Here is a 14604-nt window from a genome sequence, read left to right as displayed (position 1 = left end):
TACTCTCACACTAATTGAATTTAGAAATCCTTGAGATTATAGGCATTCAAAGATCTCTATACTAGCGACAATGCGGTATTTTAACCGCTTTCAACCATTATTTGAGTAGAAAATAGACATGCATTTTGAGGTAATCGATTGCATCATTTAAGGCATATCAATCGTTTGAATATTGCATTCACAAATGGACCTAATCAATTTGTTTAAACAATATAGATTCTGCTCGAGGAGTGCCCTGCCAGTACATTTTTGCTACCAGTTTCTCTGCCAGATCTCGATACATTAACGAGTGTTCGGAATCAGGCCTCGCTGCGACCGTTGGCTTACCACTGTCCAAGTCATTTCGAATATCTATATGCAAAGGGAACTGCGCTACAACAGGTAAGCCATATTCCTGAGCCATTTTTTCAGCGCCACCACAACCAAAAATAGGCTCTTTGTGACCGCACTTACTACAGATGTGGTAACTCATGTTCTCAGCTATGCCTAAGACTGGCACGTTAACTTTATTAAACATCGCGGCTCCCTTTCGAGCATCCGCTAACGCTAGATCTTGTGGAGTAGTAACAATTAAAGCCCCATTGACTGGAATCTGCTGTGCCAAGGTTAATTGGATGTCACCTGTGCCTGGCGGCATATCAATGACAAGATAATCCAATGCAGGCCAGTCAGTCTCGTTAAGCAATTGTCCAAGCGCTCGAGAAGCCATAGGCCCACGCCATACCGCCGCTTCATCTTTATCCACCAAATAGCCGATCGAGTGCGTGTAAACTCCATAAGACTCTATAGGCTGCATCCATTTCCCGTCGCGAACTTCAGGTTTGCGGCCTTGAGTATTGAACATAAGAGGAATTGAAGGGCCATAAATATCAGCATCGAGCACACCCACTTTGGCACCAAGCGCTTTCAATGCCAATGCCAAATTTACTGCTGTGGTTGATTTCCCCACGCCGCCTTTGCCAGATGACACGGCAATAATGTTTTTCACACCTTTTAGGTCAGTACCCAGCGCCGACTGAAGTGGTTTCACCGAGTGAGAAACCGTCACTTCCCATGTTGTTTTTCCGGTCGTTTGCTCCCCCGCCAGCCAATCAGAAAAATCTTCCGTCAGTTGATAGCTTGCAAAAGGCCAAGTAATAGAAATGGCATGATCCTGAACCGAAACTATCCCTGAAACGTCGGCCCAACCGTAGGCAAGTGACGGGTGTTCAAACTGATTTAGCCAAGCAATAGCGGCGGTTTTATCCATTCTTTTTCTCCTCAGATGTTCGACTCAATCCTATCATCAGAGTAGGACGCAAAGAACCCCAAAAAACACGCGGTCTCATTGATTGCAAGCCTTGGAGTCACTAGCGTCATGGGTTATCATTGCTGACTATTTTTATTACTCACTGAAAAGCGAAAAATTACGTATGGCAAACGATCCTAGAAAAATTCTGGTCACGTGTGCTCTACCCTACGCTAACGGTTCGATTCACCTAGGTCACATGCTTGAACACATCCAAGCTGACATCTGGGTACGATTCCAGCGTTTGAGAGGGAACACCATCAACTTCATTTGTGCTGACGATGCTCACGGCACTCCAATTATGCTTAAAGCACAACAAATGGGGATGTCACCAGAACAAATGATCGCTGCTGTACAAGAAGAGCACGAAGCGGACTTTGCTGGCTTTAACATCAGCTTTGACAACTACCACAGCACACACTCGGACGAGAACCGCGAGCTGGCGTCGCACATCTACTTGGAACTGAAAAAAAACGGCTTTATTTCAAGCCGCACTATTTCTCAGCTTTTCGATCCTGAGAAAGAAATGTTCTTGCCTGACCGCTTTGTTAAAGGCACTTGCCCTAAGTGTAAGTCTGAAGATCAATACGGTGATAACTGTGATGCCTGTGGTGAGACTTATAGCCCAACCGATTTGATCAATCCGCGCTCGGCAGTATCAGGTGCAACACCTGTCATGAAGGATTCAGAGCACTTCTTCTTCGACCTTCCTCAGTTTGAGTCAATGTTGAAAGAATGGACCCGTTCTGGTTCGCTGCAAGTTGAAATGGCGAACAAAATGCAAGAGTGGTTCGAGTCTGGCTTGCAACAGTGGGACATCTCGCGTGACGCGCCATACTTTGGGTTCGAAATCCCAGGGGAGAAAGATAAGTTCTTCTACGTTTGGTTAGACGCGCCTATCGGCTACATGGGCTCTTTCAAAAATCTATGTTCAAAGCGCGATGACCTCGATTTCGATGAGTACTGGAACAAAGACAGCAAAGCTGAGCTTTATCACTTTATCGGTAAAGACATCGTGTACTTCCACAGCTTGTTCTGGCCGGCAATGCTCGACGGCTCTGGTTTCCGCAAGCCAAACAACGTGTTTGTGCACGGTTATGTTACGGTAAATGGTGCCAAGATGTCGAAGTCTAAAGGAACCTTTATCAAGGCAAGCACCTACCTTGAGCATCTTGACCCTGAATGTTTGCGTTACTACTACGCAGCGAAACTAAACAGCCGTATTGACGACCTAGACCTTAACCTTGAAGACTTCACTCAGCGTGTCAACGCAGACGTGGTGAACAAAATTGTTAACCTTGCGTCTCGTAATGCTGGTTTTATTACCAAGCGTTTCGAAGGTAAGCTTTCGGCTGAATTTGCTGAGCCAGCGTTGTACCAAGAATTTGTTGATGCCGCTGAAAAAATTGCTGAACTCTACGAAACCCGTGAGTTTGGACGTGCAATTCGCGAGATTACTGCTTTGGCTGACAAAGCCAACCAGTACGTAGATGAAAAAGCCCCTTGGGTTGTGGCAAAACAAGAAGGTCAAGATCAGCAGCTACAAGACATTTGTACTGTCGGCATTAACTTGTTCCGTGTGTTGATGACCTACTTGAAGCCGGTCATGCCATTGCTTGCCGAGCGCACTGAAGCGTTCCTTAACCAAGAATTGACTTGGGATGGCATTGCAACCCCACTGACGGCCCACGAAATCACTAAGTTTAAAGCACTCTTTAACCGCATCGACATGAAGAAAGTTGAGGCTATGGTTGAGGCATCGAAAGAAGAAGCCGCTGCAGCAGTGGCACAAGCAGAAGCTGCGCAGGAAACGGAACTTAGTAAAGATCCTATTGCAGATGAAATTGAGTTTGATGATTTTGCCAAAGTCGACTTACGCGTCGCCAAAATTGTTGAATGTGAAGCCGTGCCAAAAGCTAATAAGCTGCTAAGACTGGTTTTAGATCTGGGCGGAGAAACACGCCAAGTATTTGCTGGCATTAAATCGGCCTACTCGCCTGAAGATTTACTTGGTAAACATACTGTTATGGTTGCCAATCTTAAACCTCGTAAGATGAAGTTCGGTATGTCAGAAGGCATGGTTCTCGCCGCCGGTCCAGGTGGTAAAGATCTTTGGATCCTTGAACCACATGAAGGCGCTCAACCAGGCATGCGAATCATGTAATCTTGCGCTTCACTAGCTATATATAAAACGCCTTGATTTATACCCAAATCGAGGCGTTTTTTATTTTTAGACCAAACCACGAGCTATTTTCGCCACCTGCCCAAAACAGTGCATTTCTGCACTAGCCTGTATCACCAAGACAAACCAAATCTAGCTAGGTCATTGTTATTTAATAACTAAAAGAATGGCACAACCAATGCAAAAACTAAACACCGTCATTTTCTAAGGCAGTGTATGTTTATTTGGTTATCAAGTATTGTCGTGGCAACAATATTGGTGGTTTTAAGCTTACGATTTCGTACTAAGAACAACAGTACCAACTATCACTATCAATTGTGGTTGCGACTACGACAAATCCTTCTGCTCCTCAGAGCGCATAGGCATTTATCGACAGGTCAAACCAAAAGCTCGCAACAATTATTAGAGACCCAACAAAACCTTTCTGAGCACTGTCATCAACTGGTTAATCTCGCTGCAGCAAATGACAAAGCAGGCTACCGAGTTCTGATGGCGAACATTACTAAACTGAGAGTGAGTAGCCGAAAATTATCGCAGACAAAAAATCAGCTCTGGCATGGTCAGTTGATCAGACAGTGCATCTATTTAGTTGACGATCTCGTGATGAATTGGCTGCTGGAGCATCAAGACAAATCGCAAGAACAACGCTATCAAACTCATTGGATGTGGGTAATTGATGCTATGGAAGGGTTGACCCAGTTTAGAATTAGCCTATCGCAGATAGGAGAATTGGACGGTAGACCATTTGCACAAAGCAAACTAAGAGTTCAGGCGCTACAGTTAACCAGACAAATCCACCAACTGACATTACTAAACTCAAATCTTCATCACTCACCGATAGCAACCGAGCTATTACAACACCTTGAACAATTCGATAAACAAGATGACCAACTTCAAAACCAAGACAAACTATTCGAACTCAGTAATCGAATCTCCGAGTTCATCTCGGTGGCCTATGACGATGTTGTCGCTGACATCTTCCACCAAAACACAACGATGTTAACACCAAGTACGCAAGGAAAAGTACAGGTAAAATAAAGGCTCGCAATATGGCGAGCCTAGAATACAAACCAAAACGGATTTAGATCAGCTTGCGAGCAGCTTCAACCACTACTTTAATTGAGCGGGTTTCAGCTTCTTTTAAGGTATCGTGATTAGGCGTTTCTTTTTGAGTACGATTGATTATCACACCTGCAACACAACCAGCTTTTAGGCCAGAACTCGCACACATGGTTAGCAAGGTAGCTGACTCCATTTCGAAGTTAAGTACACCCATATCTTGCCATTCTTGCATTGAGCCTTGGAAGCGCTTCACGACTCGACCTGAGAAGGTATCGTAGCGTTCCTGGCCCGGGTAGAAGGTATCACTCGATGCTGTTACCCCAGTATGTGCCACCCCGCCTTGTTCAATCACCGCTTCACGCATCGCTGTAGCTACATCAAAGTCTGCAACCGCTGGGAATTCCATAGGTGCGAAGTGGGTACTTGCACCGTCAAGACGCACCGAGCCTGTAGTCACGATCATGTCACCAACATTTACATGGGGTTGAATTGCACCAGTAGTACCGACTCGCAAAAAGGTTCTCACACCCAATTGCGCCAACTCTTCGACTGCAATTGATGTTGATGGACCACCAATACCCGTTGAACACACAACAACTGGTTTACCGTCTAACTCAGCGCGAAACACCGTATATTCACGATGACTGGCAAGAAACTCTGGCTTGTCCATTAAATTGGCAATTTTTTCAACACGTGCTGGGTCACCAGGAATAATGGCAATTTTGGCACCCGCAAGGTCGGCTTCGGTCACACCCAAATGGAATACAGCTTCAGACATAATTTTGCTCCTAAACAATAGAACTCGCCCGAAAGCGAGTTCAATTTTTTGTAATTCTGTTTGATACAGTAGCCTATTTATCACCAGCATATAGCGATCAAGATCACCTTTATAAAAGCAATAAAAGTAACAAAATACGTTTAGTGAGATATAGATCAGTCAACACACCCATAAATGCTCATACTTCAACCCAATTCTGGGTATTTGGTTTTTATCAGTCGCAAGGCATTCAAAGTCACCAAAGCAGTTGCACCACTATCGGCTAATACTGCTACCCATAGCCCCGTGTAACCCAAAATACTCGTGATGAGAAACACCGCTTTAAGTCCCAACGCGATGGTAATGTTCTGGCGGATAATCGACATCGTCTTGTTTGCCAACCAGAACATTTCTGGTAACGACTGTAAGCGATCGGTTGTCAGTGCGGCGTCAGCGGTATCTAAGGCAACGTTCGTTCCACTGCCCATAGCGATCCCAACCTGAGCTGACTTCAAAGCTGGCGCATCGTTAATACCATCGCCAACCATGGCCACCGAATGGGTTTTCGAAAATTCCTGTACCCATTTTACTTTGTCATCCGGCAGTAATTCAGACTGCGCCCTAATGTTTAGCTTACTGGCAATGCCTTCAGCACTAACTTTGTTGTCACCCGTTAACATAATAGATTCGATGCCATGTCGGCTAAGCTTAGCTAAGCTGGATCTCGCATCTTCTCTTAACGAGTCTTGCCAGGCGATAACTCCCTGAGCTTGGTCGCCAAATAAAAGCACAGCCAGCGTTTTCCCCTGAGACAAAAGCCCTTCAAGAACCTCATTTTGTCGTTCTGTAAACGCGCATAGTGTTGACGCCACTTTATATGAAACCAGTTGGAATCGCTGTTGATTGATGTCTCCCTGTACACCTTCACCAACTAAAATACGTCGATTGTCGGCAGCAGCCACAACAACCCCTTTCTCCTTGCAGTAGCTTACTAATGCCTTGGCCAGAGGATGGGTTGAACCTTCTTCGAGCGCGGCGCAACGCTCTAACAACAAATTTTGGTCAATATCAAACCCGACAGCGTCTGTCACTTCAGGTTGGCCTTTGGTCAGTGTACCAGTCTTATCCATCGCCAATGTGTCAACGGTCGCCAACTTCTCCAACGCTGCGCCACCTTTTATCAACACGCCCATTCTGGTTGCTCTGGCTAGTCCGCTGGTGATCGCCGCGGGTGTCGAAATCACTAACGCGCATGGGCAGGCAATAAGTAACAATGCCAGTCCTTTATACAGCCATTCCTGCCAAGATTGAGCAAACATCAGTGGTGGGATAACCACAACCAAACCGGCTATCACCATCATTAATGGTGTGTACCAACGGCTAAATTTGTCTAAGAATCGTTCAACCGGTGCTTTGTGGCTTTCCGCTTCCTCAATCAACTGCAAAATTTTATCGACTGAGTTCTGACCCGCCTTTGAGGTAACTTCAAAAACCGCAACTTTATCAGTCACGATAGATCCCGCCATTAGCGCTTCTCCGCTCAACTTCTCAACCGGTACAGACTCGCCAGTAAGTGCACTTTGGTCGACATTAACCCAGTCACTTTTCAGGTTGCCATCCGCAGGTAATCTCTGGCCGGGAGCCACTTCAACCAACATTCCTGGCTTTAAGGCATTAATGTCCATTTCTGTCCTCTGTCCATTTTTAAGGACAAGGGCCTTGTCAGGCACCAATGCCATCAGTGATTGAACACCACTTCTCGCCTTGTGAGCCGCGTAGCCTTCAAGCTTCTCACCAATTAAAAAAAGCACGAGAACCATACCAGCCTCGACAGTTTCGCCAAGATACAAAGCACCGACGGCCGCGACACTCATTAAGGTTTCAATACTAAATGGCGTTCCGCTTTTCGCTAAACGCCACGCTTTTATTGCAATCGGCCACAGTCCAAACAACATGGCACCAATGAAAGCCAGTTCACTTAAGAGCGGGGACCACCTTTCAATCACTAAGGCGAGTGACATCAGCCCAGTAACTAGGCCAATACTGGTATATTCTTTGAGATGATTGTAGACAGAAGACTTATTAGAGGTAGTGCTATCGGAGGTGTTAATAGGGGTAAGTTCAAACCCTAGTTGAGATACCACTTGAGCGATATTTTCAGATTGAAGTTTGCGATTGGTCGCTTCAGGGTGCAAAACTACCGTTAGTTTTTGGGTAGCGAAAGACACCTGAACGCGGTTAATCTGTTGTTGCTTTTCAAGCGCGGTTTGGATTTTGTTGGCACATGAGCCACAATCCATCCCTTTGACTATCCAAGATAACTGACTGGGGTCAGACTCTCCATCGTCTTCACTGGCAGAGCAATCTGTTTGTGTCGAACTACCACAACAATGGGAAGTAACCTCATTGACGGTGGCGTCTGTTGTATTTGAATGCAAAGGTGCTGATTGCTGATCACAGCACTGTTGAGCGTTTTTTGAATGAGCGTGCTGCGAACAACACGCATCATGAGCATGATATTGAGTCATAACTTCTCCTTGGTTATTCAATAACAATTAGTCACATTGGTTATTGTAAACCTTGGAGTTAAGTCCAGAGTCAACCGCAATTTTGCGAAATTACCTTACAACCTAATCTTGCCGAGGAAACCTATACAGGATGCTGAAAACAGTCGTCTAAGGTTTTTCCGATAGCTCTTAGTACGTCGGTACGAGTTATCATTCCCACTAATTTGCCGCTATCGATGACAGGGTACGCTTTCGGGCGCCCGACTTTCATCATATCAGCAAGTTCGATAATCGAGGTTTCTGGCGTTACGGATAGCACTTCAGGGTGCATGCAATCACCTACGGTGTGTGTGTCCTGACAGTAGTAACTGACTTTGACTAATTTATCGAGTAAGTCTTGCTCTGACAAAAAGCCAATCACTTTCTCTTTGTCATCAATAACTGGCCCACCCATATGAGTCGACTTCATCACTTTTTCAAGTGCAGCACTCAACGGCATTTCTTTTTTAAATGTCACCGCTTTATGTGACATATAATCTTTAACTTTCAGTGACTCCATCATCGCCTCCCCAGACGTGCTTCCTTTGATCTAAGTGTTGCTGAAAATTTTGGAAAAGCGAATTGGATAACGGCTATTTTTGTAATAGGTCTCACCGATTAAACTGGAGTCGAACTCAATTGAACTCTCGATGTCTTAGCCCTATGCCAATATGAAAAGCTAGAATGGTCATGGATTGATAACGAGAGGCTTGGACTTGTTGAACAATTCAATTCACGGCAAACTCATGGGTGGAAAACCCGGTCTCACAGCAAATGTAATAACGATAACTACAAAAATATGAATTCAGTTCTCAATAATAAAGTTGTCGCCATCGGCGGCGGACACGGATTAGGGCGAATGCTTGCAGCCCTGTCTGATTTTGGCTCCAACGCGACAGGGATTGTCGCCACCACTGATAATGGCGGCTCAACCGGCAGAATTCGCGACTGCCAAGGTGGCATCGCTTGGGGTGATACTCGCAATTGTATAAATCAGCTCATTACACAGCCATCTATCAGCTCTATGATGTTTGAATATCGATTCAAAGGAAACGGAGAATTGAATGGGCACAACCTTGGCAATCTGATGCTAACTGCATTGGACAACCTATCGGTTCGCCCACTTGATGCCATCAATTTGATTCGAGAAATGTTGAAAGTCGATGTGAATATCGTCCCGATGTCCGAACACCCTTCCGATCTCACTGCACTTTCTACCCAAGGGAAACGAGTAACAGGTGAAACCAACGTCGATGAAATGGAGCAAGACCTATTGCGCTTAGATTTAGATCCAGAAGTGCCCGCCACCAGCGAAGCCGTAGAATCTATCCATTCTGCCGATTTGATCATTTTGGGACCAGGGAGCTTTCTGACCAGTATCATGCCACCACTTCTACTTCCAGAAATTGGTCAAGCTATTTCCGACAATAGCAAAGCTCAACTTGTATTCATTGAAAACTTATCACCGGAATTTGGTCCAGCAGGCCGCATGACAGCGAAAGAAAAGCTGACGTGGTGTGAACGAGCATGCCAGTCACGGAAAATCGATGTGGTTCTGGGACCAACACCGGATGAAACTCTTGTAGATTGGCGCTATGAGAAAGCCGACTTGGCCTCCCCTAATCGAGATTGGCGCCATGACAGACAAAAGCTGACCAAAGCGATTATCGGTCTATTGAGTTAACGAAAGGAAATAGTGCGCTAGTTAAAACTAAAGCAGTGTGGCGTAGTCGTCTCGCGTTTCCTCTAACACGGACAACAGCCCAGTACCAAATTGACTGTCTAACGTTGATTCTTCATGTTTTGCCGCTGCGTCCACGTCAACAGCGTAGCTGCAAAGCTTCTCAGCACCGAAACTGGCAGCACTGCTTTTTAGTGCATGACTGATTTCTTTAAGATATTGATTGCGGTCTGCCAGTGAGTCTGAGCGCAGACTTTCAATGTAAGTATTCAGTTCACCTAGAAATATCTCGAGCAGAACGGGAACGTTTTCAGCACCAATTTCTCCAGCTAGCCTGTCTATCTTATTTTGGTTTCGCACTTCCATATCATTATTTACCTTGTTTCTCGTTCCAAGTTTGACGTTTACGGTAAATGGTTGAAGGGCTGACATCCAAGAAGCCCGCTGCACGAGGAATATTGCCCTCACACACTTCTATCGCCTGTTCAATCGCCATTTTTTCGGTGAGCCACAATGGGAAAATATCTTGCTCTTTCTTAGGTTTAGTTGAAATTAAGTCGGATGCAACCTTTATTGGTTGCTCACTCTCTCTATTGAGAGGTGGCGGTAGCATATCCACCGTAATTTCAGTCCCATTGTTCAATACCACCACATTTCGCAATACGTTTTGTAATTGTCGTACGTTCCCCGGCCATTCATATCGGACAAAGCGATTGATAACCTGAGGTGAAAGTCGGCAAAAATCTTTCCCTTCTTCCTTCGACATAAAACCAAGCAGCGAATAGGAAATTTCAACCACATCTTCCCCTCGCTCTCTCAACGGCGGTAAATGCAGTGGTATCACGTACAATCGGTAATACAAATCCTCTCGAAAGCGCCCTTCTTGCACTTCTTTCCAGGGATCTCGGTTGGTCGCACAAACAAAACGAACATCGACACTTTTCATTTTAGACGACCCCACCTTCTGGAAGGTACCGGTCTGAATAAACCGCAGCAGTTTAGTTTGTAAATCCAAGTCCATTTCACATAGTTCGTCGAGGAACAAAGTACCGCCATCAGCCAGTTCTGCTGCACCTTGACGGTCGGTAGCCGCCCCGGTAAATGCGCCTTTTACGTGGCCAAACAGTTCGCTTTCGATAAGATCTTTGGGAATGGCCGCACAGTTGATAGCGATAAATGGCTTATCTCCACGCTTACTTGCCGCGTGAATCGCTTCAGCACAGACTTCTTTACCTGTGCCACTTTCTCCTGTGATAAAGATACTGGCTTTACTGGTCGCAGCAGAGTCAATGGTTTTATAGACCGCTTGCATGGTATGGCTACTGCCAATGAAACCTTGGTAATTTTGATTGCCCGCGTCTTGGGTCTCTTCTTTTTGTTTACTCGCTTTGCGAATCGCGTTGTTAACCGTAACGCGTAATCTGTCTGCTTCACACGGTTTAATGAGAAAATCTTGGGCGCCATGGCGCATTGCTTCGACTGCAGTTTCTATCGACCCATGTGCGGTCATAAAAATAACAGGGACATCAGGATGTGAGGCTTTAACTTCTTGAAGGACATCCATACCTGTCATATCCGGTAATCTGAGATCTAACAAAATAAGATCTGGAATGCGGATTTTAAGGCTTTCAATTGCTTCTTTACCCGTGCCGACAATATTGATGTCAATACCAAGAGGAGTGATGTAGGAACGATACAGAACGGCGACAGACGCTGTATCCTCGACCATAAGCAAGTATCGAGACTTTTTTGAATAAAGATGAGATTCCATAGCCAAGCTGATTTTTATTTTTGCATTTTAATAAATTTTCGCACTCAGCTTTGCAATTTGCAAATTTACTGAGAGGTTTTTTACAAAAAGTTATGAAATGAGCGACTAGTCGTCATGAGAAAAATTGATATCACTCGAATTTCCTAATACGCCGTCATTTAGCCAAAAATCAAACAGACAACACAGCTATTGACCAAAATTATCAGTATAAGGTGCTGTATTTTAATGAGTATGAATTCTACAAAGCTATTTAAACATGTCAGAGCGTGATGAACTGCCCGAAAAAATTCATACACTTAGCACCAAAAACAGCAAAATAGATAATTTAATAAACCTATAGTACTAGTATTGGCACGGTAAATGCTAACTTAAGAGTGACCCTTCTTGGGTCACCTAGCCAACTGACGTTGTTAGTGAAAACATTATTCACAAAAAAGCCAACCGCGACTTGCGTTTGGCTATTTTTTTATCTGCCGCATTGGGTTTAGCTGTTACTGATAAACTGATTTCTCAGTTGTTCAATTTGATCTCGTACTTGCGCCGCTAACTCAAACTCCAAATCTTGGGCATGTTTGTACATTTGCGTTTCCAACACACCAATCGCCTTTTCCAACTCTTGAGGTGACATAGCGGTGTATTCCACCTCGTTTTCAGCCACTTTCGAAAGCGGTACCACTTTACTTTTCTGATCTTTCCGAGACGCGTGGTGGACATCACCAAGCTCCATAATATCTTTAATATTGCGTTTAAGAGCTTGTGGCGTGATCCCTTGTTCTTGGTTGTAAGCTTGTTGCTTCTCTCGTCTGCGATTTGTTTCATCCATGGCTTTTTTCATGGATTTAGTCACCGAATCAGCGTAAAGAATCGCTTTCCCTTGTAGGTTACGAGCGGCTCGACCAATGGTCTGAATCAGTGAGCGTTCTGAACGTAAAAAGCCCTCTTTGTCTGCGTCCAGTATTGCCACCAGCGAAACTTCTGGCATATCCAAACCTTCTCGCAGCAAGTTAATACCCACCAAGACATCGAACTCTCCCAGTCGTAAATCACGAATAATTTCAACGCGCTCAACCGTATCGATATCAGAATGTAAATAACGAACTTTTACATCGTGTTCGGTTAAATACTCCGTTAAGTCCTCAGCCATGCGTTTGGTTAATGTAGTAACGAGAACGCGCTCGTCTTTGGCCGCGCGTAAGCGAATTTCAGACAATAAGTCGTCAACCTGCGTAGCAACCGGTCGCACCTCTAGCTGGGGATCAAGCAGTCCTGTGGGACGCACGACCTGATCAACCACATCGCCTGCGGATTTTTCTAATTCATAATTGCCCGGTGTCGCAGAGACAAAGATGGTTTGCGGTGCCAAAGCTTCAAACTCTTCAAACTTGAGAGGTCGGTTATCAAGTGCTGAGGGTAGTCGAAAACCAAACTCAACCAGAGTTTCTTTTCTCGAACGGTCACCCTTGTACATGGCGCCAATTTGCGGCACGGTAACGTGCGATTCATCAATAATCAGCAAACCATCATGAGGAAGGTAGTCGAACAAGGTCGGGGGCGGCTCTCCCTCGGTACGGCCACTTAAGTGACGAGAATAATTTTCTACACCAGAGCAAAAGCCAAGTTCATTCATCATTTCCAAATCAAACTGAGTGCGCTGACTAATACGCTGCTCTTCAAGCAGCTTATTATTGTCGAGCAAGTACTTTTTCCGCTGTTTAAGCTCTTCCTTGATGTTTTCAATCGCCTCAAGCATACGCTCGCGAGGGGTGACATAGTGAGTTTTGGGGTAAATGGTAAACCTTGCGAGATCTTTTTGTTTTACCACTCCGGTAAGAGGATCAAACACGCTAATACAATCGACTTCATCATCAAACATCTCAATGCGCACCGCATCTTGATCGGATTCCGCTGGGAATACGTCAATAACTTCCCCGCGAACGCGAAATTGTCCTCGCTCAAACGCAACATCATTACGACTATATTGAAGCTCTGCTAATCGACGCAAAATATCTCGTTGATTCATCACGTCACCACGACGGATGTGAAGCATCATCTTTAAGTACGACTCTGGATCACCCAAACCGTAAATAGCTGACACGGACGCGACGATAATAGCGTCTTTTCTTTCCAGCAGCGCTTTGGTTGCCGACAAACGCATTTGTTCGATATGAGCATTAACAGAGGAATCTTTCTCGATGAAGGTATCCGTTGTTGGAACATAAGCCTCTGGTTGGTAATAGTCGTAATACGAGACAAAATATTCCACTGCGTTATTCGGAAAGAAGCTTTTCATCTCGCCGTATAATTGAGCCGCCAGTGTTTTGTTCGGGGCCAATAGAATTGCCGGGCGCTGAGATTGGGCAATAACATTAGCAAGCGTGAATGTTTTTCCAGAACCGGTTACACCGAGAAGTGTCTGATGAGCTAATCCTGAATCTAAACCATCGACCAACTCATTGATTGCCGTAGGTTGATCACCTGCGGGTTGATAGTCGGAGACCAAATCATAGGTTTTATCCATTTGCTTTCCTTACTCGGTTTGTTCTTGATGAGGATCATCGGAATAGTTTAACTCAAAACACTGTATACCTATACAGAATTAATAGGGTGTGAAAACTATTTCATTCTGTTTTTTCACTTTGTCGGTTTGATCGCTGGAAGATCCAAATCCACTCTGATAATATCCTCCACCCTGACCAAAAAACGCCCCAAACCTGGTTGTTTTTCACACACACCTTATTCACAATTTTCGGTTATTTTTCGAGCTATCCTGAGTTATTCACATCACTCCTAGATGTTTAGTATTTTACCCTCCAAGCTAAAATTTGCTTAATAATTAGCCTCTTGTTCGCTTTTTAAACTTTCTGAGAAAACGCAATAAGGTTTCATATAAATTGTCAGAATCAGTTGCTCAGTTTTCGCACACATGGTTATCCACAATTTTGGTGGATAACTAATCCAAACCCAGAGCTGGCAAAGCTTGAGGAATTGTAAACATCATAGGACAAAAAAATTGGTAGGATCCTCTATTCAATATATTGACACTAACTAGTGGGATCGTTAGTATTCTCGCCGCTAAACGTAATTCCCCCTTAGTTCAGTTGGTAGAACGGCGGACTGTTAATCCGTATGTCGCAGGTTCGAGTCCCGCAGGGGGAGCCAAATTTGAGAAAGCCGTGTTGATAAACACGGCTTTTTTCGTTCTCAGAACTTACTTTTATCCAAATAAACCAAGAGATAGCGTGAACTCACTAAACCAAACTGAGCTATCTAAGGTACAATCTAACTAAGAACGTAAACATACCAAAAATCACGAGAAT

At 44.7% G+C, this 14604-nt stretch carries 10 protein-coding genes and 1 tRNA gene; 4 read left to right on the top strand and 7 right to left on the bottom strand.

Annotated features, from left to right (window positions below):
* Positions 1–190 precede the first annotated feature (190 nt).
* Positions 191–1249 carry an iron-sulfur cluster carrier protein ApbC gene (gene apbC / locus ACXAFJ_RS03175; RefSeq protein WP_475321365.1) on the bottom strand — a complete coding sequence of 353 codons (1059 nt, stop codon included), beginning with the start codon at positions 1247–1249 and terminating at the stop codon, positions 191–193.
* A 163-nt stretch (positions 1250–1412) separates the two neighbouring features.
* Between apbC and metG the strand changes: the two genes are divergently transcribed.
* A complete protein-coding gene (gene metG / locus ACXAFJ_RS03170) occupies positions 1413–3452 on the top strand; it encodes a methionine--tRNA ligase (RefSeq protein WP_475321363.1) in 2040 nt (679 codons plus the stop codon).
* Positions 3453–3686: 234 nt separating this feature from the next.
* Entirely contained in the window at positions 3687–4508 is an 822-nt protein-coding gene (locus tag ACXAFJ_RS03165; RefSeq protein ID WP_475321362.1) for a hypothetical protein, read from the top strand.
* 43 nt (positions 4509–4551) lie between these two features.
* On the opposite strand, the gene udp is transcribed toward ACXAFJ_RS03165, so the two are convergent.
* From udp to ACXAFJ_RS03150, 3 genes are all read right to left on the bottom strand, one after another.
* Positions 4552–5310, bottom strand: coding sequence for a uridine phosphorylase (gene udp / locus ACXAFJ_RS03160; protein ID WP_475321360.1), 759 nt, complete (start codon positions 5308–5310; stop codon positions 4552–4554).
* Between the two features lie 185 nt (positions 5311–5495).
* Positions 5496–7817 carry a heavy metal translocating P-type ATPase gene (locus tag ACXAFJ_RS03155; RefSeq protein ID WP_475321359.1) on the bottom strand — a complete coding sequence of 774 codons (2322 nt, stop codon included), beginning with the start codon at positions 7815–7817 and terminating at the stop codon, positions 5496–5498.
* 121 nt (positions 7818–7938) lie between these two features.
* Positions 7939–8355 (bottom strand): CBS domain-containing protein, encoded by a 417-nt coding sequence (locus ACXAFJ_RS03150; RefSeq protein ID WP_475321358.1) that lies wholly within the window; start codon positions 8353–8355, stop codon positions 7939–7941.
* A 279-nt stretch (positions 8356–8634) separates the two neighbouring features.
* On the opposite strand from ACXAFJ_RS03150, the gene ACXAFJ_RS03145 reads away from it, so the two are divergent.
* Positions 8635–9519 (top strand): YvcK family protein, encoded by an 885-nt coding sequence (locus tag ACXAFJ_RS03145; protein ID WP_475321357.1) that lies wholly within the window; start codon positions 8635–8637, stop codon positions 9517–9519.
* 27 nt (positions 9520–9546) lie between these two features.
* Here ACXAFJ_RS03145 and luxU read toward each other — a convergent pair whose 3' ends face one another.
* The 3 genes from luxU to uvrB form a co-directional block, all read right to left on the bottom strand.
* Positions 9547–9882 (bottom strand): quorum-sensing phosphorelay protein LuxU, encoded by a 336-nt coding sequence (luxU, locus tag ACXAFJ_RS03140; RefSeq protein ID WP_475321355.1) that lies wholly within the window; start codon positions 9880–9882, stop codon positions 9547–9549.
* 4 nt (positions 9883–9886) lie between these two features.
* The gene (gene luxO / locus ACXAFJ_RS03135; RefSeq protein WP_475321354.1) at positions 9887–11287 is read right to left on the bottom strand and encodes a quorum-sensing sigma-54 dependent transcriptional regulator LuxO; all 1401 of its coding nucleotides are present in this window, start codon (positions 11285–11287) and stop codon (positions 9887–9889) included.
* Positions 11288–11771: 484 nt separating this feature from the next.
* Positions 11772–13805: an excinuclease ABC subunit UvrB gene (uvrB, locus tag ACXAFJ_RS03130; RefSeq protein ID WP_475321353.1), complete on the bottom strand. Its 2034-nt coding sequence runs from the start codon at positions 13803–13805 to the stop codon at positions 11772–11774.
* Positions 13806–14370: 565 nt separating this feature from the next.
* On the opposite strand from uvrB, the gene ACXAFJ_RS03125 reads away from it, so the two are divergent.
* Positions 14371–14446: transfer RNA gene (locus ACXAFJ_RS03125), tRNA-Asn, on the top strand.
* Positions 14447–14604: the final 158 nt, after the last annotated feature.

The sequence above is a fragment of the Vibrio sp. ABH4_348 genome, from assembly GCF_056159765.1.
Note: the sequence above shows the minus strand (reverse complement) of the source record. Positions and strands in the feature narration are given on the sequence as shown.